Genomic DNA, 24372 nt, shown 5'->3' on the forward strand with positions numbered 1-24372 from the left:
GTGACGCGAGCGCCACGGTTGACCCGACGAGTCGACTGGGCCCGAACCGGCGCCTGGGCGCGGGCCAGCCGAACTCGCCGGGTGAGTGGACCGGGGTGGATCAGCCCAGGGCGGGGGAGCCGACCCGGGCGTGGGTGGTGCGCAGGTGGTGTTCGGCCTGGGGGCTGGCGCCGATGGCGTCCAGGCCGAGCAGTGCGGCGCCGACCACGGGCGGCACGTCGACCACGTGGGGTTCGGCCAGGGGGGCGATGGCGTGGCAGCGCTGGGCGATCCGGTCGACCAGGGGTGCGCCCACGCCGGTGATCACGCCGCCGCCGAGCACCACGGTGACCGGCTCGGCGAGCAGGTCGAGGCGGCGCAGGCTGACCGTGGCCAGCAGGCTGATCTCCTCGACCAGCCGGTCGACCACCCCGGCGGCCACCGGGTCACCGGCCGCGGCCACCTGGAACAGCAGGGGGCTCAACCCGTGCAGGGCGGACTCGGGGATCTCGCCGAAGTGCAGGCCGGCCACCACGTCCTCGATGCCGGGCAGGCCGAAGTGGTCGACGATCGCGGGCAGCAGCGCGGTGTCCGGGCCCCGGCCGTCCTGCGCGCGCACCGCCCACCACAGGGCCTCGCCGCCCAGGTGCGATCCGCCGCCCCAGTCGCCGGAGATCCGGCCCAGCGCGGGAAACCGGTGCACCCGGCCGTCCCTGGCCACGCCAACGCAGTTGATGCCGGCCCCGCACACCACGGCCACGCCCACGCCGTCGGCCGTGCCGGCGCGCAGCAGCGCGAACGTGTCGTTGCCGACCACCGTGGTGGTCGACCAGCCGCACCCGGCCAGGCCCACCCGCAGGTCCTCCTCCTCCCTGGGCAGGTCGGCGCCGGCCAGGTAGGCGGCGGTGTGGTCGGCGACCAGCCCGTGCTCGGGCAGGCCGGCCTGGGCCGCGGCCCGGCCGACCAGTTCGGTCAGCACGGTCAGGCTGGCCGCCAGGCCCAACTGCTGCGGGGACGCCCCCGGCCCGCGCGCCTGGCCGAGCACGGCACCGTCGGCGTCCACCAACAGCACGTCGGTCTTGCTGTTGCCGCCGTCGATGGCGAGTACCCGGCCGGTGGTGGCGCTGCCTCCGGTCATGCTCAGGCCCACGTCAGGAACTCCCGGTTGGTCGCGATCAACTCGTCGGCGAGCCGTTCGGCCGTGGCGTGCTGGCCGATCAGCGGGTGCGCCAGCAGGGCGTCGGCCACCCGGTCCCGGCCACCGCGCACCGCCGCCTCCAGCGCGAGCAGCTCGTAGCCGGTGACGTGCGCGATCAGCCCGGACATGGCCGGCGGCAGCGGTGCGACCGGCAGCGGCCTGGCCCCGTTGCCGTCCACTGTGGACGACACCTCGACCACGGCGTCGTCCGGCAGGAACGGCAGGGTGCCGTTGTTGCGCACGTTCACCACGTGCTCCTCGGCCGGGCCGCCGCTGGTGAGCGCGTGCACCAGCTGCACGGCCGCCTCCGAGTAGTACGCGCCGCCGCGGTGGGCCAGCAGCTCCGGCTTGGTCACCACGCTCGGGTCGGCGTAGAGCGCCAACAGGTCCCGCTCCACCTCGCTGACCACCTCGGCGCGCGGCCGGCCGGTGTGCTGGGCGGCCACCAGTTCGTCGTGCCGGTAGAAGTACTTCAGGTAGTAGGACGGGATCGCGCCGGTGCGCCGGATCAGCGCCGCGGGCAGGTCCAGTTCGTCGGCCAGCTCGGCCAGGTGCTCGTCGAGCAGCCTCGGCAGCTGGTCAACGCCGTCGACCAGGACCGCGCGCGCCCAGGACAGGTGGTTCAGGCCCACGTGGTCCAGGCGCACCGCGTCCGGGGCCACCCCGAGCAGCCGGGCGGTCCAGCGCTGCACGGTGATGGCCACGTTGCACAGGCCCACGGCGCGGTGGCCGGCCTGCAGCAGCGCGCGGGTCACGATGCCCACGGGGTTGGTGAAGTTGACGATCCAGGTGTCCGGGCCGGTCGCCGCGCGCACCCGCTCGGCGATGTCGAGCACCACCGGCACCGTGCGCAGCGCCTTGGCCAGGCCGCCGGCGCCGGTGGTCTCCTGGCCCACGCAGCCGCAGGCCAGCGGGAACGTCTCGTCGGAACGGCGGGCGGCCTGCCCGCCTACGCGCAGCTGGAGAAGTACGGCGGTCGCACCATCGACACCCTCTTCGAGACTGTTGGTCGTGCTCACCTTGGCTGGGTATCCGGCGTGGTCGAGCAGGCGCTGGCAGAACGCCCTGACCACGGCCACGCGTTCCTCGTCCGGGTCGACGAGGGTGATCTCGTCCACCGGCAGGCTGGTGCGCCGGCCGGCGATGCCGTCCATCAGTTCCGGGGTGTAGGTGGAACCGCCACCGACGACGGTCAGCTTCATCACTTGACTCCCGTGAAGGTGATGCCTCGGACAAACGACTTCTGTGCGAACAGGAACAGCAGGATCACCGGGAGCATCACCACGATCGTCGCCGCCATGGTCAGGTTCCACTGGGTGTCCCGGTGGGCGCCCCGGAACGAGGCCAGGGCCAGCGACAGCGTCCAGCTCTGCTGCGCCTCGCCCGTGTACAGCAGCGGACCGAAGTAGTCGTTCCAGGTGTAGAGGAAGGTGAACAGGGACGCGGCGGCCAGCCCGGGCCGCACCATCGGCAGCAGCACGCGCACCAGCACGGACAGCTCGGAGCACCCGTCCACCCTGGCCGCGTCCAGGTAGTCCTGCGGCACGGTGAGGAAGAACTGGCGCAGCAGGAAGATGCTGAACGCGTCGCCGAGGAAGTAGGGGATGATCAGCGGCCACAGCGTGCCGGTCAGGTGGTTGTTGGCCCACAGGCTGTACAGCGGCACCGCCACCACCTGCGGCGGCAGCAGCATGGCCGCGATCACCAGCAGGAACGCCAGGTTGCTTCCGCGCCAGCGCAGCCGGGCCAGCGCGTAGGCGGCCGGCACGCTGGACAGCAGCATGCCGGCGGTGGCCAGCACCGCGTACAGCAGGCTGTTGCCGAGGTAGCGCAGCATGGGCGCGCTGGTGAACACCTCGGCGAAGTTCTCCGGGTGCCACTCGCGCGGCCACAGCGTCGCGGTCAGCGCCTGCTGGTCCGACATGAACGCGGTGAGCAGCACGAACACGAACGGCAGCAGGAACATCAGCCCCAGGGCCAGGCCCAGGCTGTGCAGGGCGACCCAGGACAGCAGGCCCTGCCGCCGCGGCCGGCCGCCCGCGCGCCGGGACCGGTTCGCCCCTCGGGCGGCGGGCCAGGTCGTGGACACCGACATCAGCCGGTCACCCCCTCGACGCGGGCGCCGCCGCGCAGCCGGCGCAGCAGGACCGCGGTGAACGCGAACGAGACCACGAACAGCAGCACGGCCATGGCCGAGGCGTAGCCCATGTGGTAGGCCTTGAAGCCCTGCTGGTACAGCCAGGCCGGGAAGGTCAGCGTGGAGTTGCTGGGGTAGCCGAGGATCTGGCTGTTGCCCACCATGTTCGCCGACCCGGACGCCACCGACCCGGCCACCACCGCCTGGGTGAAGTACTGCAGCGCGAAGATGATCGAGTTGACCACGCCGAACACCAGCACCGGCGCGATCGTGGGCAGGGTGATCGCCCGGAACCGCTGCCACGGCCCGGCCCCGTCCAGTGCCGCCGCCTCGTACAGGTCGGCCGGCACGTCCAGGATGGCGGCCAGGACGATGATGGTCAGCTCGCCCGAACCCCACAGGGTGAGCAGGGTCAGCGCCGGTTTGGCCAGCGCCGGGTCGTTGAACCACAGCGGCCCGGAGATGCCCAGCCAGCCGAGCACGGTGTTCACCGGGCCGGTGCCCGGGTTGAACAGGAACACGAAGGTCAGCGTCGCGGCCACCGGCGGGGCCAGCGCCGGCAGGTAGACCAGGGTGCGCAGCAGGCCGGCGCCGCGCCTGATCCGGGCCAGCACCGAGGCCACGCCCAGGGTGAAGGCCACCCGCAGCACGGTCAGCACCACCACCAGCCACAGCGTGTTGTAGGCGGCGGTGCGCACCAGCGGGTCACCGGTGAACAGGTACGCGTAGTTGCGCAGCCCCACCCAGTCGGCGGTGCTCAGCCCGTTGTAGTTGGTGAACGAGAAGTAGACGGTGGCCAGCAGCGGGTAGGCGAAGAACACCGCGAACCCGACCAGCCACGGGGCCAGGAACGCCAGCACCCACAACCGGTTGCGCGACTTCGACCGCAGCCGGGCCGACGGCTCGTCCGTCGTGAGTGGACTGTCTACTGCGGACACTTCGGTGATGGTGGCGGTCACGGCTCACCGTCCGCCGAGCTGCTTGGCCTGGTTGATCTGGTCGTCCAACTGGGCCAGTCCGGCGGCCAGGTCGGTGACCTGTCCGGTCTGCCAGGAGTTGGCGAAGTCCTCGGTGAACTTGATGTACTGGTCGCCGATGGTGCTGGTCGGGGTGGACGCCAGGTACGGGCTGGCGAAGACCTCCAGGAACGGCCCGAACTGCTCGGGCAGCTTCAGGTCGGGGCTGGTGCTGGCGGCCCTGGTGGTCGGCACGTTGTGCAGTCCGTTGGCCAGGTTGACCACCGCGCCGGTGTCCGTGGTCAGGTACTTGACCACCTCCCAGGCCGCGCCCGCGTTCCTGGCCCCGCGCGGGATGCCGATGACCGTGCCGGTGACCGCGCCAGCGCCGTAGGTGTCCTTCCTGGCGTCCGCGACGGGTGCGGGCGCGGTGCCGTAGCGCAGGTTCGGTGCCTGCTCGGCGAGGAAGGCGGTGCGGAACTCGCCGTCGATGGCCATGGCCACCCGGCCCGCCTGGAAGCCCTGGTCGGCCGAGTACTCCTGGCCCAGCCCGGAGGTGAACCGCTGCAGGTTGTCCCAGCCGTAGAAGTCGACCAGCTCCTTCTGCCAGGTGAACAGCTCCCGCCAGGCCGGGTCGGTGGCCAGGCTGGAGTTGCCGGCGTCGTCCACCCAGCGCGCGCCCCACTGCGGCGCCCAGAACTGCGGGTGGTTGGCGTAGAAGCCGAGCTGCGGGATGAACCCGGCGACCTGGATGGTGCCGTCCGGGTCGCGCACGGTGAGTCGCTTGGCGTAGTCGGCCAGCTCGCTCATGGTCCTGGGCGGGGCGGTGATGCCGGCCCGCTCGAACATGTCCCTGTTGTAGTAGAGCCCGTACACGTCGGCGAGCATCGGCATGGCGCAGCGCACCCCGTTGAACTCGGTGTAGTCGAGCACCGCCGGGGGGATCTGGGTCAGGTCGACGTTGTCCCGCCCCACGTAGGGGCCCAGGTCCTGCCAGGCGCCGCTGGAGCAGAACTGGCCGATGTTGTCGGTGGCGAAGGAGATGGCCACGTCCGGCGGGTTGCCGCCGCGGATCGACTGGGTGATCTTGTCGTCGTCCTGGCCGCCCTGGTTGGTGATGGTGATGTTGGGGTGGCTGGCGTGGAAGGCGTCCAGCGCCTGCTGGAGCACGCCCAGTTCGCGGTCGGTGTAGTCGCTCCACACCGTGACGGTCACCTGCTGGTCGGCGGCGGGTGCCCCGGCCGGGTCGGTGGCCTGGCCGCCGCCCGCGGTGCAGGCCGTGGCCAGTACCCCGGCCGCGGCGACCAGCAGCAGGGGGGTGCGGTGACGGGTGCGGGGACTGCCGGGCACCGGGCGCATGGGGGCCTCCGTGGTCAGGTGATCAGTGCGGGGATTCGCCGTTCGGGGGTGGGGGGACGTCGGTGTCGGCACCGCTCGGGCCGGCACCGGTCGGGCCGGTGCTGGCCGTGCCGGTGCTGGCCGTGCCGGTGGTGGGCATGCCGGTGGTGGGCATGCTGGTGGTGGCCGTGCCGGTGGTGGCCGTGCCGGTGGTGGGCGGGGGCGGCGGCAGGTGCTGGTCGGCCGGCAGCCCGAACACCTGCTCGCGCAGCACGGACAGGCCGGAGCGCAGCGCGCCCGAGCGCACCGCCTTGCCGGTGACCAGGGACAGCTCCACCGGGGTCCGGGGCACGACCAGCCGGCGCAGCTCGGCGGCGACCAGGTCGCACAGCAGGCTGCCGCCGGCGTGGCTGATCTCGCCGGACAGCAGCACCAGTTCGGGGTCGAGCACGGACACCATGCCGGCGATGCCGGTGGCGATCCGGCGGGCCAGGTCGCCGAGGAACTCCCGGCCGGCCACGCCGTCGGTCAGCGCCCGGCGCACCGCGCCGTAGCCGGTGCGCGCGCTCAGCCCGTGCGCCCTGGCCAGCTTGCTGATGGCCGCCGAGCTGAGCAGGTCGCCGAACCGGGTGCCGGCGCGGTCCGTGCCGGTGTCGGCCCTGGCCCGGTCCGGCACGAACATCCCGTCGATCTCGCCGGCGCCGCCGGTGGCCCCGCGCAGCACCACCCGGTTGATCACCACGGCGGCGCCCACCGCGTCGGCCGGCCAGACCAGCACGAAGTCCCGCACGTGCTGGGCGCGGCCGGCGATCATCTCCTCCAGCGCCACCAGGTTGACGTCGTTCTCCACGGTCACCGGCGCGCCGAGCAGGTCACGCAGCCGGCCGGGCAGGTCGAAGCCCTCCCAGCCGGGCAGGTGCGGGGCGAACCCGAGCTTGCCGGTGGCCGGGTCGACCGCGCCGGGGCTGCCCACCACCACGTGGTGCAGCGCGTCCAGGTCCAGCCCGGCCTGGCCGGCGGCGGTGCGCACCGCGTCGACGAACGCGCGCAGCACCTCGGCGGTGTTCCCGCCCTTGGGCATGGCCGCGTGGTGCTCGGTGAGCACCGCGCCGGTGATGTCGGCGATGGCCACGTCCACCGCCTGGGGCGTGAGGTCGACGCCGGCCACGTGCGCCAGCGCGCCGTTGACCGTCCACAGCTGGGAGCGCGGGCCGCGCGCGCCCCCGCGCAGCCCGGCCCGCAGCACGGTGTTGCTGTTCTCCAGCCTGGTCAGCAGCTGGGCGGTGGCCGGCTTGGACAAGCCGATCAGGCTCTCCAGTTCCGCGCGGGTCAACGGGCCGTGCCGCAGCAGCATCTCGATCGCGGCGCGGTCGTTGATCTCCCGCAGCAGCCGGGGACTTCCAGCGCGCATCTGCGTCCAGACTCCTGTCTGTTAACTTTCCAGACTATTTCGCGACACCGTAGATCAGCCGCCCAGCCACCGCAATGGCCCGTTCGGGGTCCGTCTCACACCGGTTCTGCCGGTGGGCTGCTGGCACGGTTAGCCTCGCCTAAGGCAGGCTGGACGCATGACCAAGGCGCGAGTCGAGTCGGAGCGGCGTGCGGGCGGGGAACCCGACCGACCACAGACGACCGGCGGGCGACGCCCGGACGAGGAGACCCTGGCCCAGCTGCTCGGCGGCCGAGGCGGCGCGCTGGACGCCACCCTGCCGCCGGTGGCGTTCGTGGTCGGCTGGGCCCTGCCCGGCAACTCCATCCCGCTCGGCGCCGCCGCGGCCATCGCCGTTGGCCTGGTCGTCGGCGTGATCCGGCTGCTGCGCCGGGACCGGCCGCGCGCCGTGGTGGTCAGCGTGGCCCTGGTCGTGATCGCCGCCCTGGTCGCCATGCACACCGGCCGCGCCGCCGACTTCTTCCTGCTGCAGATCCTGTCGAACGTGGCCAGCGCGCTGGCCTGGGCGGCGAGCATCGTGGTGCGCTGGCCGCTGCTGGGCGTGGTGGTCGGGCTGGTGCTCGGCCAGAAGTTCCGCTGGCGGCGCGACCCCGACCTGCTGCGCGCCTACGGTGTGGCCAGCTGGGCCTGGGTGGGCCAGTACGTGCTGCGGATCGTGGTCTACGGCGCCCTGTACCTGGCCGACCAGGTGCTCGCCCTGGGCATCGCCCGGGTGGCGCTCAGCTGGCCGCTGCAGGTGGTGTGCCTGGCGGTGAGCTGGTGGATGCTGCGCCGCGTGCTGCCCGCCGACCACCCCGGCCTGCGCCACCCCCGGGTGCCCGAGGCGCGGCCCCAGGCCGGGTGAACGCAACCGGCCCGCTGATCCCCCGATGGTGTCGCTGACCAGCTCGAACGCCGGTCCCGCAGTACCGTGACCGGCATGCGGGCGCACCTGGTGCGCGAGGCCGCCTGGCGGGGAAGGGGACCGGCATGTCCCAGACCGGCACCGGCCCAGGACCCGCCGCCACGCTGTCCGTGCCCACCCTGGCCTCGCTGGTCGTCGGGTCCATGGTCGGCGCCGGGGTCTTCTCGCTGCCCAGCCGGTTCGCCCAGCAGACCGGGGTGGTCGGCGCGCTGATCGCGTGGGCGATCGCGGGCACGGGCATGCTGATGCTCGCCCTCGTCTTCCAGATGCTCGCGGTGCGCCGCCCCGACCTGGACGCCGGCATCTACGCCTACGCCAAGGCCGGCTTCGGCGAGTACCTGGGGTTCTTCTCGGCGTTCGGCTACTGGGCCAGCGCCTGCGTCGGCAACGTGACCTACTGGGTGCTGATCATGTCGACGCTCGGCGCGGTCGTGCCGGCGCTGGGCGACGGCGACACCGTGCTGGCGGTGGTGTTGTCCTCGCTGGGGCTGTGGGGCTTCTTCCTGCTGGTCACCCGGGGGGTCCGGGAGGCGGCGGCGGTCAACCGGATCGTCACGGCGGCCAAGCTGGTGCCGATCCTGGTCTTCGTCGTGCTCGCGCTGGGCCACCTCCGGCCGGCGGTGTTCGCGGCGAACCTCGCCGGCGCCGACCCGACCGGCTCGCTGTTCGAGCAGGTCAGGGGAACCATGCTGGCGACGGTCTTCGTGTTCCTCGGGGTGGAGGGCGCCAGCGTCTACTCGCGGCACGCCCGGCGGCGGGCGGACGTCGGCCGCGCCACGCTGCTGGGGTTCGTGAGCGTGTTCTGCGTCTTCGCCTCGGTCACCATCGTGTCCTACGGCATCCTGCCGGTGGCCGAGATCGCCGAACTCCGGCAGCCGTCCATGGCCGGCGTGCTGCGTGAAGCGGTCGGCCCGTGGGGCGGGGTGCTGGTCAGCGCCGGACTGATCGTCTCCGTGCTGGGCGCGTACCTGGCCTGGACGCTGATGGCCGCCGAGGTGCTCTTCGTCGCCGCGCGCGACCGGGACATGCCGGGGTTCCTGCGCCGCGCCAACGCCGCGGACGTGCCGGTGCCGGCGCTGCTGCTGTCGACCGTGCTCAGCCAGGTCGTCCTGGTCATCACCCTGTTCTCCGCGGACGCGTTCACCTTCGCGCTCAACCTGACCAGCGCGCTGACCCTGATCCCGTTCCTGCTCGTGGCCGGCTTCGGCGTGCGGGTGGCGCTGGGCGCGCGCGAGCGCGGCGGCCGGCCCCGTGGCGTTGTCGTGGCGGTGCTCGCCACGGTCTACACCGCGTTCCTGGTGTACGCGGCCGGCCTGGAGTACCTGCTGATCTCCTTCGTCCTCTACGCGCCGGCCACGGTCCTGTTCGTGATGACCCGGCGGGAACAGCGGCGTCGGCTGTTCGCACCGGGTGAGCTGGTCATCCTCGCCGTCTCGGTCGTCGGGGCCGTGCTCGGCGTGGTGGCGCTGAGCACCGGCTGGATCAGCCTCTGACCGGGTTTGTCACCCACATGGCCCTGCCTGAAGTGTCAACTCGCAGGGTTTGCAAAGTCGACTCGCGGGGTGGGGGCGGTGAGGGCTCGGTGGGTGAGTTCGTGGACCCAGGCGGTCAGCTCGGGGAGGTTGATCTCGGCGTGCTGGCTGATCAGGTCGTCGAGCAGGCCGTCGACGGCGTGGTAGATCATCCGGCAGGTCATGGTGGGCGCGGTGGCCTGGAACGCGCCGGCCTCGGCGCCGCGGGCGACGTAGGCGCAGATCACGTCGATCACCCGCTGGTTGATCTCCTTGCACAGCTCCAGCGCCTTGGCGTTGCTGGACCCGTAGACCGTGCGGTGCAGTTCGGCGTTGCGCACCGCGTGCTCCAGCAGCGCCGCCCACAGTGAGTCCACTGTGGACCACCAGTCGTCGCCCCGGTCGAGGATGCCGTTGGTGATGTGCAGCAGCGCCTCGACGTAGCGCTCCCACACCGCGGCGAGCAGGTGTTCCTTGGACTCGAAGTACAGGTAGATCGTGCCCTGGGCGATGCCGGCCGCCTCGGCCACGGTGGCCGTGGTGGCCTTGCTGAAGCCGATGGTCGAGAACACCTCGCCGGCGGCCTTGAGGATCGCCTCGCGCCGGTCCTCCGGGCTCATGACCACCCGGGTGCGGCGTCGCGGACTCTGTGCTGGCATCGCGCCGGTCCTCCCTGTCGTGCTGGGCCCAGGGTAACTGAGGCGCACTCACTGAGCGGCGCTCATTGACTGAGTGATGCTCAGTCAGTTAGCGTCCGACCGACTGGTCGACAGCGGTCGAACAAAGGAGAAGCGCATGTCTGATCGGGTGGTGGCGCCTGGTCGGCCCGGGCTCGTGCTGGCCTTCCTCGCCAGCGGGGTGTTCATGGCCTACCTGGACTCGACCATCGTCAACGTGGCCCTGCCGCAGATGCAGGCCCGGTTGGCGGTCACCGTCAGCCAACTCCAGTGGGTCGTGGCCGGCTACACCCTGGTGGTCGCCTGCCTGCTGCTCACCGCCGGCACGCTGGGCGACCTGTTCGGCCGCCGGCGGCTGTTCCTGGCCGGCCTGCTCGGGTTCACCGCGGCCTCGGCGCTGTGCGCGCTCGCCCCCGACTACCCCACCCTGCTCATCGCGCGGCTGCTGCAGGGCGTGGGCGGTTCGGTGCTGATCCCGGTCTCGCTCGCGCTGATCAGCAGCACGTTCCCGGACCCGGCGCGGCGGGCCAGGGCGATCGGGGTGTGGGCCGGGGTCGGCGGCCTGGCCATGGCCCTGGGCCCGCTGCTGGGTGGCGTGCTGGTGGCGGCGTTCGGCTGGCCGAGCATCTTCTGGATCAACGTGCCGATCGGCGTGCTCGCCGTGCTGGTGCTGCGCCGCGTGCTCACCGAACACCGCCCGGCCCGCACCCGCCGGCCCGACGTGGTCGGCCAGGTGCTGTTCGTCGTCACCACGGCCGCGCTCACCTACGCGTTGATCGAGGGCGCGGACCAGGGCTGGACCAGTGCGCCGATCCTCGGCTGCTTCCTGGCCGCCGCGGTCGGGATCGTCGCGTTCGTCCGGTGGGAGCTGCGCCACCGCGACCCCATGGTGCCGATGGAGCTGTTCTGCCGCCCGGTGTTCGTGGTGGCCGGCGCGGTCAACCTGTTCGGGCTGTTCGGCCTGTACGGCAGCATCTTCCTGCTCACCCTCTACCTGCAGCAGGTCAACCAGCTCAGCGCCACGCAGGCGGGCGTGCGGTTCCTGGCGCTCAACGCCGCCGTCATGGTCTGCTCCTACCTGGCCAGCGCGCTGGCCGCGAAGGTGGCGCCGCGCGTGCTGATCACCCTGGGCTCGGCCCTGTCCTCGGCCGGCCTGCTGGGGCTGCTCACCCTCCAGGTGGGCACCGGCTACGCCAGCTACTGGTGGGCGCTGGTGCTGCTGGGCGCGGGCCTGTCCCTGGTGGGCGCGCCGGCCACGGTGGCGCTGCTCGGGTCGGTGCCCGCCCACCAGGCCGGCACGGCCTCGGGCATCTCCAACACGTTCCGGCAGATCGGCAGCCTGCTGGGGGTGGCGGTGTGCGGGACGCTGCTGGTGGCGCGGATGCGGTCCACCGTGCCGGACCGGCTGGCCGGCATCCCGCTGCCGGCGCCGCTGCGGGACACCACCACGGCCCAGCTGGCCAGTGGCGACCTGTCGGTCATCAACCAGCTGCCCGAGGGCATCCGGCGGGCCGTGTTCGAGGCCACCGCGCCCGCGCTGGTGGACGGGCTGCACCTGGGCGTGACCGTGGCGGCGGTCTGCGCGGTGGTGGGCGGGATCAGTGCCCTGGTGGTGCTGCGGAACCGGGGTGGGGCAACCGATCCGGCCCAGTCGTCTACACAGGACAGTCCGATGGGGATGGATGCGGTCGAGGTGGCCGGCGCCGGCCGGTGAGTGGAAACCGGTGAAATCACGAGGAAGAGGAGAGACCACTGTGGACACCGGAGCACTGGCTGACGCCTACACCGGGCTGACGCGGGCGGCTGACGCACTGGCTGGACCGGCGGCGGCCGACGTGCCGGCGGCGGCGTGGTGGACCCTGGCGCACGTCGCGCTCAGCGACGAGCTGATCGCGGCCACCGCCGAACAGGTCCGGGCGGGACAGCCGGCGGCACTGGACAACGCCCCGGCCATGGCCCCGGCGGCGATCGCCGAGCTGACCGCGCGACCGTGGCCGGAGCTGGTCGGCCTGGTTCGGCGCAACGCCGAACGGCTGCTGGCCGTGCTGCGGGAGATCCCCGACGAGCGGGCCGGCGCGGCGAGCGTGCGGACCCGGCTGGTGGACCGGGACGGCAACCAGGTGTTCGCCGGGGAGATCAACTGGGCCGGGCTGGTTCGGGCGCGGGCCGAGGAGCACCTCCCGGGGCACGCGGCCCGGCTCACCGCACTGGCCGGCCGGCCCCCGGCCCGACCTGCCCGAGCCTGACCTGCCCGAGCCTGACCTGCCCGCCGCCGGTCGCGGGCGCCGGTCGCGGGCGCCGGTCGGCCGCACGGCGCGGCGGTTAGAGTGGACTGCCGTGGTGAGGTCTCCGGGTGCGGTGGTGCCGCGCTGGCTGCTGCTGTGCGCGCTCGCACTGGGCGTGCTCGGCATGCACCACCTCGGCGCCCCCGGCCCGGGACACCACGCCGCCGGTGCGCCGGCAACGCCGGTCCCCGGCGCGGTCGCCGCCGACTCGATGGCGATGGCCACCGGACTGCCCGAGGGCGCGGCGCCGCACACCGAACCCGGCGCGCGGAACCCGGCGGCACACCAGGCCGCGCCGACCCCGGCCCGCTGGTCAACGCCCCTGCCCGCCGGACACCACGGTGACCTCGGACACCTGTGCCTGGCGATCCTCGGCACCGCGCTCGGCGTCGGACTGCTGCTGCGCCTGCTGCGGCGGCACCGCCCGGCGCGGCTGACACCGCACGGGCCGCCCCGCACCGGCAGCACCCGGCCCCGCTCGCCGCCCAGCACGTCGGTGGTGCTGGCCTCGCTGTGCGTGCTGCGGCTGTGACCGGCCGGCGCCGGTTCCCGCCCGAGCGCGGGGGCACGGCGTCGCCAACCAGCTGACCAGCACCAGCGAGACCATCGCGAGGAAATCCCAGATGACCAGCAGGACCCTGGTCGGGACGGCGCTTGCCGTCCTGGCCTCCGTCGCCGTGCTCACCGCGTGCACCAACTCCGAGACCGACAGCACCACCGGCCACGACATGGGCGCCGTGACCACAACGGCGAGCCAGTCCGGTGGGACGACCGCCAGCGCCGAGCACAACGACGCGGACGTGCGCTTCGCCCAGCAGATGATCCCGCACCACGCGCAGGCCGTGGCCATGGCCGACCTGGTGGCCGGCCACACCGGCAACCAGCGGGTGCTGGACCTGGCCCAGCGGATCAGGCAGGCGCAGCAACCGGAGATCGACACCATGACCGGGTGGCTGTCCGCGTGGGGCGTGCCCGCGGCCGCGTCGTCCAGCAGCGGTGTGGACCACTCGGGCATGGACCACGGCTCGTCGAGCATGCCCGGAATGGATCACGGCTCGGGCATGTCGGGGATGATGTCCGAGGAGCAGATGGACCAGCTCGACCAGGCCAGGGACGCCGAGTTCGACCGGCAGTGGCTGTCGATGATGGTCGAGCACCACCAGGGCGCCATCGACATGGCCAACACCGAACTGGCCCAGGGCGTCAACCCGGCGGCCAAGCAGCTGGCCGGCCAGATCGTGGCCGCGCAGCAGCAGGAGATCAGCGAGCTGCGGGGCCTGCTCGACCAGGGCTGACCAGCACGCCGCCGTCCGTCTCCCGCCCCAGGTTCTCCTGGTCGGGAGGCGGACGGCCTGCGGCGGGCCGGGGCAGGCGCCTTCAGATCAGGGCGACTCCGGGTCAGGGCGACGTCGGGTACCGGGCGGTCACGATCCTGGCCACCTCGTCGAGGCGGCGCAGGGTGCGTTGGATGTCGGGGTGGCGGCCGGTGCCGGCACGGTGCAGGACATGGATGTGCCGGAGCAGCGGGGTGCGCAGTGGGTGCAGGCTCAGCTCCCGGGTGGGCTCGGGAAGGGCGAGCCGGGGGATGAGGGTGACGCCGGCGCCGCGCGCGACCAGCGCGGCCAGCACGGCGAAGTCGCTGGCCTCGGCCACGGGTCGGGGAACGAAACCGGCCGCGCCGCAGGCCCGGTGGGTCAGCTCGCGGCAGGGGGTGCCCTGGCCGGACAGCAACCAGGCCGCGTCGGCGAACCAGGTCAGGTCCGCCTCGGCGCCCGGAGCGAGCCCCAGGTTGGCGGCGTGCGCGGGGTGCACGGCGAGGAAGACGGGCTCGTCGAGCAGTGGACGCCGCTCGCAGGCGGGCGGGAGCGGCCGGGGCAGCAGGCTGTAGGACTGGGTCACGGCGATGTCGACGGTGTGCTGCTGGAGGGCGGCCTCGGCAGCCGCGGGCTCGTGCTCGACCAGGTGCGGCAGGGGCGCCCAGTCGTCCGCTTCCGCCGTGCCCGGTTCCGGCCACAGCAGCGGGACCAGCACCCGGGCCGCGGATGGGAACGCGGCGATCCGCACCGTGCCGCGCCTGCCCTGTCGCAGCGCCGCCAGCTCGGCTTCGGCGGCGGCGAGGTCGCCGAGGACCACCCGCGCGTGGTCGACCAGCAGTTGCCCGGCACTGGTCAGGCGCAGGTTCCGGCCCTGCTTCTCGAACAGGGCGGTGCCGGCCTCGCGCTCCAGGGCGGCGAGCTGCTGGGAGACGGCCGGGCCGGGCAGGTGCAGGGCCCGCGCGGTGGCGGCGACGGTGCCTCGGGCGGCGAACTCGGCCAGCAGCCGCAGCCGACGCACATCCAACACAAAAGCCCGCCTACTGATTCAAGAAAGAAAACATAACCAGTCCTAACGGATATAGCGTAGGGCACGGGTCGTCCATTGTGAAACCAGGTCTGCTGCCACGGAATTCTGCCTCCGCGGGGGGATGTTCGACGCGTTTTTCCTGGTTGGCCCGCCGATTTCGGGGGCGTGCCACTCGGTGGCCGCGTACGGTGGTCGGCGGGATTGGAGGAATTATGGCGACGACCTTCTACCAAATCCAGTACTGGACGTGGACACTGGCGCCCGGGCAGGCCGTCTGGCTGTCGTACGGGCCGAGCGACCGCTATCGAACCGGCACGGTCCTGGTGACCTGTTCGCCGGATACCGCCAGCACGGGCACGGCGCAGGTCACCCAGACCATCTCGGTGCCGGAGACCTTCAACACCGTGGTGCCCACGGTGTCCGGGGATCTGGTGTTCAAGAACGCCTACACCGGATTCAACGTCACGAATCGTGGTGGCAACACCATCAAATACTTCTCCGTCGCGATCAGTGTAATCGGACCGTGAGGGCTGGATGATGAAACTCTTCGCATATCACGACAGCAGTGGAAACATAGCTGGCCTGGCGTTCTCACCGACCGATGACGCGATACCCGCCGAGGTCACCACGGAACGACAACCCGGCATACGCGCCACCGAGGTCCAGATACCGACCGGAGTGACCCTGAATCCGGATGATCCGCAGAGCGTGTACCAGGAACTCGGCAAGCTGGTGGCGGACTACCGCGTCGAACAGGGGTCCCTCGCGAAGAAGACCTGACTGGGTCAGGCCGCACCACGCGCCGCCGGCCGGTCCGGGATCCGGTCCAGCAGTTCGCCGGGGCAGCGCAGGCCGGTCGGGGGCGGGGTGCCCTCGGTCAGGTACCGGTTGACGTGGTCGGCCAGGCAGGTGTTGCCCAGCAGGTAGGCGGCGTGCCCGTCGCCGTGCCGGAGCACCCGGGCGCGACCCCTACGGGTGACCCCGGCGCCGCCCTGAGGACAAGCGCATCGGCGTCTCAGGGAGGAAGCCGGATGTGCCGATCCCCGCTCCGCTGATGGGATGGTCATCAACCACCGGCTCCGGGTCGGACCAGCAGCGGGTCACCGCCTGAGCGGTCCCTGAACCCTGGGCGACCCGAACAGAAAAGGGCGCACCATGCATGTCCCAGGAAGGCGTCGGCGCGGCCTGCTCGTCCTGACCGGCCTCGCCGCGATCCTCCTCGCCGCGTCGACCGGGCTGACGGCGGCGGCGACGCCGCAGCACGCCGACTCGCTCCAGCAACAGGTGGACGCAATCCACGACACCGGCGTCGTCGGTGTGCTCGCGGAGGTGACGTCACCGGGCACCCGGGACAGCGCGCGCGCCGGGACGGCCGGGCTGGGCGCCGGGAGGCCGATGCCGAGGGACGGCAGGTTCCGGATCGGCAGCGCCACCAAGACCTTCACCGCCGCGGTCGTGCTGCAACTCGTCGGCGAGGGGCGAATGTCCCTGGAGGACACCGTCGAGCGGTGGCTGCCGGGAGTGGTCCAGGGCAACGGCAACGACGGCAGCCAGATCACCGTGCGGCAGCTGCTGCAACACACCAGCCACGTCCCCGAAGTCCTGCCGGAGATACCCGCGTTGACCAGCGCGGAGGGCTATCGGGTCGAGCGGTTCCGCAGCTACACCCCAGCGGAGTTGGTGGGGCTGGCGATGCGGCACTCACCCACCACGGACACTGACTGGTCGTACTCCAACACCAACTACGTTCTCGCCGCGATGATCATCCACGAGGTCACCGGCCGGAGTTGGGCGCAGGAGGTGACCGACCGGATCATCCGCCCACTGGGCCTGACGGATACCAGCACGACCGGCATCGTCCCGTCCCCCTTCGGCTCGTACGCCCACGCCTACGCCACGTTCGGCACGGACACCAGCATCGACGTCACGGTGCTCAACCCGAGCATGGCCATCGGCTCCGGATCGATCACCAGCACCACGCACGACCTGAACCGGTTCTACGCCGCACTGCTCGGCGGCCGGTTGCTGGCTCCGGCGCAGCTCGCGGAGATGACAACCACGATGCCCACGCCCGAACTCGGCACGGGGTACGGGTATGGACTCGGTCTGGGCGAGATCCCGTTGCCCTGTGGCGGCAGCTACTTCGGTCACCCCGGAGAACTGCTCGGCTATCGCACCTGGGGTGGCGTCACCCGAGACGGGACCCGGACCGCCGTCGTGTACGCCACCAGCAGCGGCGGCAAGGACACCCAGCAGGCCATGAGCGCGCTCGTGGGCCAGCAACTGTGCGCAACCCGCTCCTGATGACCGGTGGGCAGGGCCGAGGGGCGCGGCGGATGGCGACAACAAAGCCCCCGCGCGCCCAGGCCCGGGCAGCGCGGGGCGCTTCGTTCGTTGTCAGGCCAGGAGTTCCACCGTCCGCGCGTCCGGCGTCACGGTGAAGCGCCACGCTTGCAGCGGCGGGCGGCCCTGGGCGCAACCTCGGCACGGTGCTCGCTTCGGCGAAAGCCGGCCGCCTGGCCAGGCCTCACCCGTTGACAAGCACACGCGGACGCATGCCTGCCCGGGAAGACAGCAGGGGAGCGGATCGCGCGTGCAGTCAAGTGATCCGACCCAGTTGTGGACAGCCGGCCAACGTGGATGGAGCCGTCAGCCCGGGTTCTCCACAGCCGCCCTCGCCCCGCTGTTCCAGTGCCCCTGGTCGGACTAGGCTGGCCGAGGGCACGCCCCCCGGTGGTGGGTGGGGGATGCGGCAGGGCCGGAGCAACAACCCAGAACCAGCACCCAAATGGCCCCGACCTGGCCTTCGGGCAGGCCGAGCTGACCACGTTCCTGACCACGTTCCTGACCGCGATCAAGGCCGATCGCGTGCGCGGCTGATCGTCGGCGTGCAGCAGCCCCCGACCAGATCAGCCAGATCAGTTGCCGGTCGGGGGCTGCTCCGCACTTCGGCTACAGGCCAGGAGCCTGCGCCAGGAAGGTGTCCAGCACGCCGTCGGCGACCTTGATCGGGCCCTGCGGGCGGGTGGTGCCCGGGATGGTCCGGATGGCGGCGGCCCTGGCGGCCAGGCCGGCGGAGGTGTCGAACTCCTGCCTGGCCAACCGGTCCGCGCCGGCCAGGCGCAGGCCCAGGCCGGCGACGGTGTGCTCGAACGCCTGGCCCCACAGGTCGAGCGCGTCCAGCCACGGCGCGGCCTCAGCCAGGAACAGCTGGTCGTTCACGTGGCCGCGGATGCGGTCACCGGCCGAGGCGAGCAGGTGGGCGTAGCCGGCCAGGTCCGCCAGGGCCCTGGTCCTGGCGCGCGGGTCACCGCTGGCCCAGGCGGTGCGGAAGGCGTCGAGCCGGGCGGCCAGCACCGGGGCCTGCGGCTGCCAGGCGTCCGGGCCGAAGGTGGGGGCCAGGTGCTGGGTGTCGAAGAAGGCCAGCAGCGCCTGGGTGGTGCGGGCGTCCCCGCCGGCCAGGTGCTCGGCCGCGGCCCGCCAGGTGCGCTGGGCGTCGTAGTCCTGGTCGTTCCAGGCGAAGGAGGCCGCGCCGAACTCGGCGACCTTGCTGGCCGACGCCTGGTTCATCGGGTTGATCACCAGTCCGGTCAGCTCGTCGTGCAGGCCGGGTTCCCGCTTGTCGTAGGGGGCGAGCAGCAGCCGGCCGGTGGTCTGACCGTAGTCGTTGACGGGATAATTATCCCAGACGAACACCTTGCGGCCCCACACCGCGTGCGCCTGGCTGGCCTGCTCGACCGTGATCGACGGCGGCACCACGTCGGTTCCGGTCCACTGCACCACGATCCTCGGGTCCAGGCCGGTGCGCAGCGCCGTCTTGTACGGGGAGTCCTTCAGGTCGGAGTACTCGGTGGGCACCATCTGCAACGGCCGGGTGTCGGCGTGGGTGTCCAGGAAGTCGTGCTGCACGGTGTTGAGCAGGTCGGTCTGGGCCTGGCCGGCGGCACCGGCGGAGGCGGCGCCGTAGCGCTGGCGGTCGGATTCGCAGTTCCAGGTGGTGTAGCTGATGTCGTCCAGCGAGATGTAGAAGCTGCGCACGCCGATCGCGTACACCGACTCCAGTTTGTCGGTCAGCGCCTTGAGGTCGTCCGGGTCGGTGTAGCAGATGGACAGTCCGGGGGCGAGGGCGAAGGTGAACCGGACGTGGTTGTCCCGCGCGGTGCGCACCAACTCGGCGAGCTGGTCGAGCTGGTCGGCGGGGTAGGCGTCGCGCCACCGGTCGCGCAGGTAGGTGTCGTCCTTGGGGGTGTAGACGTAGGTGTTCATCTTCAGCCGGCCGTAGGTGGCCAGCTGGTCGAGCCGGGCGGCGTGCGACCACGGCGCGCCGTAGAAGCCCTCGATGGTGCCGCGCAGCGCCATCAGCGGGTAGTCCACAATGGACACGGCGGCGATCCGGTGGTCGCCGACGAGTTGGCGCAGGGTCTGGGCGGCGTAGTAGACCCCGTCGGCGTCCACCCCGGCCAGCACGGCCAGGCCCCGGCCGGCCGACTGTCTGCTGGCCAGCGCGTAGCCCTCGGCGCGGCCCGCGTCGACCGCACTGCCGCCGGCCGCGCGCAGCGCCTGGGCCACGGCGGCCTGGTCGGTGGTGCCGACCACCACGGTCAGCCCTGCCCCGCCCGCGTTCGGGCCGGCCGGGCCACCCAGCTCGGTTGAGTCGGCCAGGTCGGTGAAGCGCACCTCGCTGGCGCCGGCCGCGGTCAGGCTCTGCCGCACCAGGTCCCGGGTCGGCTGGTCCACCCCGGTGCCGACCAGCACCTGGACCCGGCCCCGCACGGTGACCGGGGCGCCGTTGGCGGTCATCCGCTGGGGCGTGGGGGTGACGACCGGCAGGCCGGCCGCGATGGTGGTGTCGGCGCTGCCCGAATCGGTGCTGACCGGATCGGTGCTGACCGGATCGGCACTGGCCGAGTCGGCGCTGACCGGATCAGTGCTGGCCGGGCTCGCCGTGGCGGGCAGGGCGACACCGAGCACGGCCGTCGCCGAGGCGAGCACCGAACAGACCGCGGTTGACCAGCGGGGACGGGTCTTCCTTCGCATTGCGTGACCTCCCGAGCAGGATCGCGTGCCCGCCAGCTTGGTCTAGACCAAGCGAGCCTGACAAGGGATGGCCAGCAAGCCGCGGTGGCCGATCTGGTCCGATCGGCCCCGCGCTCACGTGCGGTATTCCAGGTGGGAAGGGCTACTTGGGGCGGGGTGCGGCCGGCCCGAGCACGCTCAGCGCGGCCAGCCACGCCGAGCCGGTGGACGCGTCGGTGACCGTGTGCACCTCGCCGGGGCAGCGGGCGGCCAGTTCGACGCGCAGCCGGTCGCCCACCGGGTTGCCGGGCTCGACCAGGCTGCCGACCAGCACCACCGGGGTGTCCTCGCCGGGCGTGCGCGCGGCCAGCGCGGTGTCGGCGAGCAGTTGGGCGGCCCGCGTCACGATCGCCTCGGCCGCCGGGTCGCCGGCCAGCACGGCCGCGCTGACCAGCGGGGCGAACCGGGCGAGCCGGATCGGTGCCTCGGCGTTGACCGCGGTGATCAGCCGCTTCCAGGAGGTCTCGCGCTCGGCCGGGGGCAGGTCGGCCACGCGGGTGGTCATGTCCAGTGCCTGCCCCAGTACCGACCAGGCCAGTTCCCCCAGTTCGCCACTGGTCGCGCCGCCCTCGCCGGGTGCGGTGCCGGTCGTGGCCGGGGCGGGCAGCAGCGCGGCCAGGGTCGCCCGCACGGCCTCGCGGCCCAGCCAGAACGCCGAGCCCTCGTCGCCGAGCAGCCAGCCGTAGCCGCCGACCGAGCCCACCATCTGGCGGTCCTCGATCCGGGCCGCGATCGACCCGGTGCCGGCGACCAGCACGGTGCCGCTCGGCGCGGGCGTTCCCGCGGCGAAGGCGGCCTCGCAGTCGGTGACCACCCGCAGGGGGCAGCGCAGACCGGCGGCGCGCCAGGCCGACTCGAACAGGTCGGCCACGGCCGGGTCGGTGAGCTTGCTCGACCCGGCCATGCCGAGCACGCCCGCGCTGATGCCGGCCGGGTCGATCTCGTCCAGCGCCGCGCACAGCGCCTGCCGGATCTGGTCGGCGGCCTGCTCCGGGGGATGGGAGTTGGGGTTGGCGCCGCCGGCCCGGCCCACGCCCAACCGGCGCCCGCCCGGGTCGAGCACCACCGCCCGAGTTGAGGTTCCGCCCGCGTCCAGTCCCACCACGAATCCACCGTCGATGCTCGCCACGGGCCTGAGTATGGCCAGAGCCGGCCAGCCAGGGGCAGGGGTGGGCGCTGAACGGCCCGGGCTGATCGCCGGTCGGTGCCCGAGCACTGGCTGTGACGTTCGTCACTCTGGGCTGGTCCAGTGTGAGGCGAGACACTGGAATCTCGGTTAGTCATCCGATCACAGGCCGAAGCGGGGCGGCCAGATTGCTGGACTTCCGCGTTGATCGCAGCTATACATCCGATGTCTTGGTTGTGTTGTGTCACTGTGAACCGTTGATCAACGCGGCTCAACAGCGAGGAGGAAGACGCCGTGCAATTACTGCGCCTCGGAGCCGTCGGTGCCGAGCAACCCGCCGTCCGCACCGCTGATGGCACCGTCTTCGATCTGCGGCCCCTCACCGAGGACATCACCGGCGCCTTTCTCGCCGACAACGGCATCGCCCGGGTCCGCGCCGCACTGGACGCCGGTGACCTGCCCGTGCTCGCCGATCCCGGCGACGGATCGGGTCAGCGCCTGGGCGCGCCGCTGGCCAACCCCGGCAAGATCGTGTGCATCGGGCTGAACTACCGCGACCACGCCGAGGAGACCGGCGCGGACCTGCCCACCGAGCCGGTGCTGTTCCTGAAGACACCGGACACCGTGGTCGGCCCCCACGACGAGGTGCTGGTGCCGCGCGGCTCGGTCAAGACCGACTGGGAGGTCGAACTCGGGGTCGTCATCGGCCGCACCGCGCGCTACCTGGACTCGGCCGAGGCCGCCCTCGACCACGTGGCCGGCTACGTGATCTGCCACGACGTGTCCGAACGCGCCTTCCAGGCCGAGCGCGGCGGCACCTGGGACAAGGGCAAGAACTGCGAGACGTTCAACCCGATGGGCCCCTACCTGGTGCCGGCCGAGGACGTGGCCGACCCGCAGCGGCTGGGCCTGCGGCTGTGGGTCAACGGCGAGATCAGGCAGAACTCCAGCACCGCGCAGATGATCTTCCCGGTGGCCGAGATCATCCGGTACCTGAGCCAGTTCATGGTGCTCCGCCCCGGTGACGTGATCAACACCGGCACACCGGCCGGGGTGGCCCTCGGCCAGCCGGAGCCCAAGCCCTACCTACGCGCGGGAGATGTCGTGGAACTCGAAATCGACGGACTCGGTCGGCAGCGCCAGACGTTCGGGCAGGCCTGAGATGGCCCACATCACCGGCGTCGACGTGCTCGACGTCCGCTTCCCCACCTCGCGCGAGCTGGACGGCTCCGACGCGATGAACCCCGACCCCGACTACTCGGCCGCCTACGTGGTGCTGCGCACCGACGAGGGCCCGGACGGCCACGGCCTGGCCTTCACCATCGGCCGGGGCAACGACGTGCAGGCCGCCGCCATCCACGCGCTGGCCCCGCACCTGGTCGGCCGGCCGGCCCCGGTGGACGCGACCGCGCTGGCCGCGCTGTCCAGCGACCTGGTCGGCGACTCGCAGCTGCGCTGGCTCGGCCCGGAGAAGGGCGTCATGCACATGGCCATCGGCGCGGTGGTCAACGCCGCCTGGGACCTGGCCGCCCGCACCGCCGGCCTGCCGCTGTGGCGGTTCCTGGCCACCATGACGCCCGAGGAGATCGTCGGGCTGGTCGACTTCAGGTACCTGTCCGACGTGCTCACCCGGGACGAGGCACTGGACATCCTGCGCGCCGCCGAACCGGGCCGGGCCGGGCGGATCGAGCACCTGCTCGCCAACGGCTACCCGGCCTACACCACCTCACCGGGCTGGCTGGGCTACTCCGACGAGAAGCTGGCCACCCTGGCCGGCCAGGCCGTGGCCGACGGCTTCACCATGATCAAGCTCAAGGTCGGCGGCGACCTCGACGACGACATCCGCCGGATGAAGCTGGCCAGGCAGGTCGTCGGCGACTCGGTGCGCATCGCCGTGGACGCCAACCAGCGCTGGGACGTGGACACGGCCGTGCGGTGGATGACCGCGCTCGCCCCCTACCAGCCCTACTGGATCGAGGAACCCACCTCGCCCGACGACGTGCTCGGCCACCAGGCCATCGCCGAGGCCATCCGGCCGATCAAGGTCGCCACCGGCGAGCACGTGCAGAACCGGGTGATCTTCAAGCAGCTGCTCCAGGCCGGCGCCATCGACGTGCTGCAGATCGACGCCTGCCGGGTCGGCGGCGTCAACGAGAACGTGGCGATCCTGTTGCTGGCCAAGAAGTTCGGCGTCCCGGTGTGCCCGCACGCCGGCGGGGTCGGGCTGTGCGAACTGGTCCAGCACCTGGCCATGTTCGACTACGTCTCGGTGTCGGCCAGCACCGAGAACCGGGTCGTCGAGTGGGTCGACCACCTGCACGAGCAGTTCGTCGACCCGGCGGTGGTGCGCGACGGCCACTACCTGGCCCCGACCGCGCCCGGGTTCTCCGCGCGGTTCACCGACGACACCCTGGCCAACTACCGCTACCCGGACGGTCCAGTGTGGACGGAACAGAACGCGGAGGGGCGATGACGGCCACGGGTGAGACGGCCGCGAGCACACCGGGCGCGGCCAGCGCGCGCGACTTCGCCGGGCTGGTGGCCCTGGTCACCGGTGGCGCGTCCGGCATCGGCCACACCACGGCCGCGCTGCTCGCCGCGCGCGGCGCCAGCGTGGCCTGCCTGGACGTCAACGCCGACCGGGTGAGCGCCCCACTGGTGGGCATCACCTGCGACGTCACCGACGACGCCAGCGTCCGCGCGGCCGTGGCCGCGGTGGTGGAGCGGTTCGGCCGGCTGGACATCGTGGTCAACAACGCCGGGATCGGCGCACAGGGCGACGTGGCCGCCAACGACGACGCCGAGTGGGCGCGGGTGCTGGACGTGAACGTGGTCGGCATGGCCAGGGTGACCAGGGCGGCCCTGCCGCACCTGCGGCGCTCACCGGCGGCGGCCGTGGTCAACACCTGCTCGATCGCGGCGTGGGCCGGGCTGCCCCAGCGCGCGCTGTACTCGGCCAGCAAGGGCGCGGTGTACGCGCTGACCCTGGCCATGGCCGCCGACCACGTGCGGGAGGGCATCCGGGTGAACGCGGTCGCCCCGGGCACGGTGGACACCCCGTGGGTGGGCCGGCTGCTCGACGCGGCCGACGACCCGGCGGCCGAGCGGGCCGCGCTGGAGGCGAGGCAGCCCCTCGGTCGGCTGGTGGCCGCGGACGAGGTGGCCGCGGCCATCGCCTACCTGGCCAGCCCGGCCGCCGCGTCGACCACGGGCACGGTGCTCGGCGTGGACGGCGGCATGCACGGCCTGCGGATTCGGCCGCGGTAGCAGGGGCGGGAGCTGGAGGAACGCGGATCGGTCGGGTTGTCGGGCGGGAGCTGGAGGGACGCGGATCGGCCGACCTGTCGGGTGAGAGCTGGAGGAACGCGGATCGGCCGGTGTGTCGGCCGGGA

Annotated in this window: 24 protein-coding genes; 13 read left to right on the top strand and 11 right to left on the bottom strand. The window is 72.5% G+C overall.

What is annotated here, in order from left to right:
* Positions 1-100: 100 nt before the first annotated feature.
* From LX83_RS08040 to LX83_RS08065, 6 genes are read right to left on the bottom strand one after another with little or no spacing between them, the layout of a single operon-like run.
* Positions 101-1117 (bottom strand): N-acetylglucosamine kinase, encoded by a 1017-nt coding sequence (locus tag LX83_RS08040; RefSeq protein ID WP_253768785.1) that lies wholly within the window; start codon positions 1115-1117, stop codon positions 101-103.
* A gap of 2 nt (positions 1118-1119) precedes the next feature.
* A complete protein-coding gene (locus tag LX83_RS08045) occupies positions 1120-2379 on the bottom strand; it encodes a 6-phospho-beta-glucosidase (protein ID WP_253768787.1) in 1260 nt (419 codons plus the stop codon).
* On the bottom strand, positions 2379-3272 hold the full coding sequence (locus tag LX83_RS08050; RefSeq protein WP_253768789.1) for a carbohydrate ABC transporter permease: 894 nt from the start codon (positions 3270-3272) through the stop codon (positions 2379-2381). The genes LX83_RS08045 and LX83_RS08050 overlap by 1 nt, the downstream gene beginning before the upstream one ends.
* The gene (locus tag LX83_RS08055; protein WP_407649505.1) at positions 3272-4252 is read right to left on the bottom strand and encodes a carbohydrate ABC transporter permease; all 981 of its coding nucleotides are present in this window, start codon (positions 4250-4252) and stop codon (positions 3272-3274) included. The genes LX83_RS08050 and LX83_RS08055 overlap by 1 nt, the downstream gene beginning before the upstream one ends.
* Positions 4253-4276: 24 nt before the next feature.
* Positions 4277-5629: an ABC transporter substrate-binding protein gene (locus LX83_RS08060; protein ID WP_253768791.1), complete on the bottom strand. Its 1353-nt coding sequence runs from the start codon at positions 5627-5629 to the stop codon at positions 4277-4279.
* A 22-nt stretch (positions 5630-5651) separates the two neighbouring features.
* On the bottom strand, positions 5652-7019 hold the full coding sequence (locus LX83_RS08065) for an ROK family transcriptional regulator (RefSeq protein WP_253768793.1): 1368 nt from the start codon (positions 7017-7019) through the stop codon (positions 5652-5654).
* A 157-nt stretch (positions 7020-7176) separates the two neighbouring features.
* On the opposite strand from LX83_RS08065, the gene LX83_RS08070 reads away from it, so the two are divergent.
* Together LX83_RS08070 and LX83_RS08075 are read left to right on the top strand one after the other, a co-directional pair.
* Entirely contained in the window at positions 7177-7902 is a 726-nt protein-coding gene (locus LX83_RS08070; protein WP_253768796.1) for a DUF3159 domain-containing protein, read from the top strand.
* Positions 7903-8027: 125 nt separating this feature from the next.
* Positions 8028-9455: a basic amino acid/polyamine antiporter gene (locus tag LX83_RS08075; protein WP_253768799.1), complete on the top strand. Its 1428-nt coding sequence runs from the start codon at positions 8028-8030 to the stop codon at positions 9453-9455.
* 35 nt (positions 9456-9490) lie between these two features.
* On the opposite strand, the gene LX83_RS08080 is transcribed toward LX83_RS08075, so the two are convergent.
* Entirely contained in the window at positions 9491-10132 is a 642-nt protein-coding gene (locus LX83_RS08080) for a TetR/AcrR family transcriptional regulator (RefSeq protein ID WP_253768802.1), read from the bottom strand.
* A 136-nt stretch (positions 10133-10268) separates the two neighbouring features.
* Between LX83_RS08080 and LX83_RS08085 the strand changes: the two genes are divergently transcribed.
* From LX83_RS08085 to LX83_RS08100, 4 genes are all read left to right on the top strand, one after another.
* The gene (locus LX83_RS08085; RefSeq protein WP_253768813.1) at positions 10269-11864 is read left to right on the top strand and encodes a DHA2 family efflux MFS transporter permease subunit; all 1596 of its coding nucleotides are present in this window, start codon (positions 10269-10271) and stop codon (positions 11862-11864) included.
* 40 nt (positions 11865-11904) lie between these two features.
* Positions 11905-12396 (top strand): hypothetical protein, encoded by a 492-nt coding sequence (locus tag LX83_RS08090; protein WP_253768817.1) that lies wholly within the window; start codon positions 11905-11907, stop codon positions 12394-12396.
* 91 nt (positions 12397-12487) lie between these two features.
* Positions 12488-12967, top strand: a complete 480-nt coding sequence (locus LX83_RS08095) for a hypothetical protein (RefSeq protein WP_253768820.1) — start codon at positions 12488-12490, stop codon at positions 12965-12967.
* Positions 12968-13058: 91 nt separating this feature from the next.
* Positions 13059-13730, top strand: coding sequence for a DUF305 domain-containing protein (locus LX83_RS08100; RefSeq protein WP_253768824.1), 672 nt, complete (start codon positions 13059-13061; stop codon positions 13728-13730).
* A gap of 103 nt (positions 13731-13833) precedes the next feature.
* Here the strand turns inward: LX83_RS08100 and LX83_RS08105 are convergent, their stop codons facing one another.
* Complete coding sequence (locus LX83_RS08105; protein ID WP_253768827.1) at positions 13834-14778, bottom strand: LysR family transcriptional regulator; 945 nt, start codon at positions 14776-14778, stop codon at positions 13834-13836.
* Between the two features lie 212 nt (positions 14779-14990).
* On the opposite strand from LX83_RS08105, the gene LX83_RS08110 reads away from it, so the two are divergent.
* The gene (locus LX83_RS08110; protein ID WP_253768829.1) at positions 14991-15305 is read left to right on the top strand and encodes a hypothetical protein; all 315 of its coding nucleotides are present in this window, start codon (positions 14991-14993) and stop codon (positions 15303-15305) included.
* Between the two features lie 10 nt (positions 15306-15315).
* Complete coding sequence (locus LX83_RS08115) at positions 15316-15558, top strand: hypothetical protein (RefSeq protein WP_253768831.1); 243 nt, start codon at positions 15316-15318, stop codon at positions 15556-15558.
* Positions 15559-15563: 5 nt separating this feature from the next.
* Here LX83_RS08115 and LX83_RS38365 read toward each other — a convergent pair whose 3' ends face one another.
* Positions 15564-15734, bottom strand: coding sequence for an alpha/beta hydrolase (locus tag LX83_RS38365; RefSeq protein ID WP_253768835.1), 171 nt, complete (start codon positions 15732-15734; stop codon positions 15564-15566).
* A 199-nt stretch (positions 15735-15933) separates the two neighbouring features.
* Here LX83_RS38365 and LX83_RS08125 point away from each other — a divergent pair, with 199 nt between their 5' ends.
* Together LX83_RS08125 and LX83_RS08130 are read left to right on the top strand one after the other, a co-directional pair.
* Positions 15934-17082: a serine hydrolase domain-containing protein gene (locus LX83_RS08125; RefSeq protein ID WP_253768837.1), complete on the top strand. Its 1149-nt coding sequence runs from the start codon at positions 15934-15936 to the stop codon at positions 17080-17082.
* 432 nt (positions 17083-17514) lie between these two features.
* Positions 17515-17658 (top strand): hypothetical protein, encoded by a 144-nt coding sequence (locus tag LX83_RS08130; protein WP_253768839.1) that lies wholly within the window; start codon positions 17515-17517, stop codon positions 17656-17658.
* A 72-nt stretch (positions 17659-17730) separates the two neighbouring features.
* Here the strand turns inward: LX83_RS08130 and LX83_RS08135 are convergent, their stop codons facing one another.
* Both LX83_RS08135 and LX83_RS08140 read right to left on the bottom strand, forming a co-directional pair.
* Entirely contained in the window at positions 17731-19815 is a 2085-nt protein-coding gene (locus LX83_RS08135) for a beta-N-acetylhexosaminidase family protein (RefSeq protein ID WP_253768841.1), read from the bottom strand.
* 142 nt (positions 19816-19957) lie between these two features.
* A complete protein-coding gene (locus LX83_RS08140; RefSeq protein WP_407649506.1) occupies positions 19958-20983 on the bottom strand; it encodes an N-acetylglucosamine kinase in 1026 nt (341 codons plus the stop codon).
* A gap of 291 nt (positions 20984-21274) precedes the next feature.
* On the opposite strand from LX83_RS08140, the gene LX83_RS08145 reads away from it, so the two are divergent.
* The 3 genes from LX83_RS08145 to LX83_RS08155 are packed head-to-tail and all read left to right on the top strand — an operon-like array spanning position 21275 to position 24247.
* A complete protein-coding gene (locus LX83_RS08145) occupies positions 21275-22141 on the top strand; it encodes a fumarylacetoacetate hydrolase family protein (protein ID WP_253768843.1) in 867 nt (288 codons plus the stop codon).
* A 1-nt stretch (position 22142) separates the two neighbouring features.
* A complete protein-coding gene (locus tag LX83_RS08150; protein ID WP_253768845.1) occupies positions 22143-23453 on the top strand; it encodes an enolase C-terminal domain-like protein in 1311 nt (436 codons plus the stop codon).
* Positions 23450-24247 carry an SDR family NAD(P)-dependent oxidoreductase gene (locus LX83_RS08155; protein ID WP_253768847.1) on the top strand — a complete coding sequence of 266 codons (798 nt, stop codon included), beginning with the start codon at positions 23450-23452 and terminating at the stop codon, positions 24245-24247. The genes LX83_RS08150 and LX83_RS08155 overlap by 4 nt, the downstream gene beginning before the upstream one ends.
* Positions 24248-24372 lie beyond the last annotated feature (125 nt).

Origin of the sequence: Goodfellowiella coeruleoviolacea (assembly GCF_024171785.1) — a bacterium.
Taxonomy (GTDB): Bacteria; Actinomycetota; Actinomycetes; order Mycobacteriales; family Pseudonocardiaceae; genus Goodfellowiella; species Goodfellowiella coeruleoviolacea.

Excerpts from the sequence above, each read along its gene's own strand:
- LX83_RS08040 (WP_253768785.1), bottom strand. The coding sequence starts at position 1,117 with ATGACCGGAGGCAGCGCCACCACCGGCCGGGTACTCGCCATCGACGGC.
- LX83_RS08045 (WP_253768787.1), bottom strand. The coding sequence starts at position 2,379 with ATGAAGCTGACCGTCGTCGGTGGCGGTTCCACCTACACCCCGGAACTG.
- LX83_RS08050 (WP_253768789.1), bottom strand. The coding sequence starts at position 3,272 with ATGTCGGTGTCCACGACCTGGCCCGCCGCCCGAGGGGCGAACCGGTCC.
- LX83_RS08060 (WP_253768791.1), bottom strand. The coding sequence starts at position 5,629 with ATGCGCCCGGTGCCCGGCAGTCCCCGCACCCGTCACCGCACCCCCCTG.
- LX83_RS08065 (WP_253768793.1), bottom strand. The coding sequence starts at position 7,019 with ATGCGCGCTGGAAGTCCCCGGCTGCTGCGGGAGATCAACGACCGCGCC.
- LX83_RS08070 (WP_253768796.1), top strand. The coding sequence starts at position 7,177 with ATGACCAAGGCGCGAGTCGAGTCGGAGCGGCGTGCGGGCGGGGAACCC.
- LX83_RS08075 (WP_253768799.1), top strand. The coding sequence starts at position 8,028 with ATGTCCCAGACCGGCACCGGCCCAGGACCCGCCGCCACGCTGTCCGTG.
- LX83_RS08080 (WP_253768802.1), bottom strand. The coding sequence starts at position 10,132 with ATGCCAGCACAGAGTCCGCGACGCCGCACCCGGGTGGTCATGAGCCCG.
- LX83_RS08085 (WP_253768813.1), top strand. The coding sequence starts at position 10,269 with ATGTCTGATCGGGTGGTGGCGCCTGGTCGGCCCGGGCTCGTGCTGGCC.
- LX83_RS08100 (WP_253768824.1), top strand. The coding sequence starts at position 13,059 with ATGACCAGCAGGACCCTGGTCGGGACGGCGCTTGCCGTCCTGGCCTCC.
- LX83_RS08110 (WP_253768829.1), top strand. The coding sequence starts at position 14,991 with ATGGCGACGACCTTCTACCAAATCCAGTACTGGACGTGGACACTGGCG.
- LX83_RS08115 (WP_253768831.1), top strand. The coding sequence starts at position 15,316 with ATGAAACTCTTCGCATATCACGACAGCAGTGGAAACATAGCTGGCCTG.
- LX83_RS08125 (WP_253768837.1), top strand. The coding sequence starts at position 15,934 with ATGCATGTCCCAGGAAGGCGTCGGCGCGGCCTGCTCGTCCTGACCGGC.
- LX83_RS08135 (WP_253768841.1), bottom strand. The coding sequence starts at position 19,815 with ATGCGAAGGAAGACCCGTCCCCGCTGGTCAACCGCGGTCTGTTCGGTG.
- LX83_RS08150 (WP_253768845.1), top strand. The coding sequence starts at position 22,143 with ATGGCCCACATCACCGGCGTCGACGTGCTCGACGTCCGCTTCCCCACC.
- LX83_RS08155 (WP_253768847.1), top strand. The coding sequence starts at position 23,450 with ATGACGGCCACGGGTGAGACGGCCGCGAGCACACCGGGCGCGGCCAGC.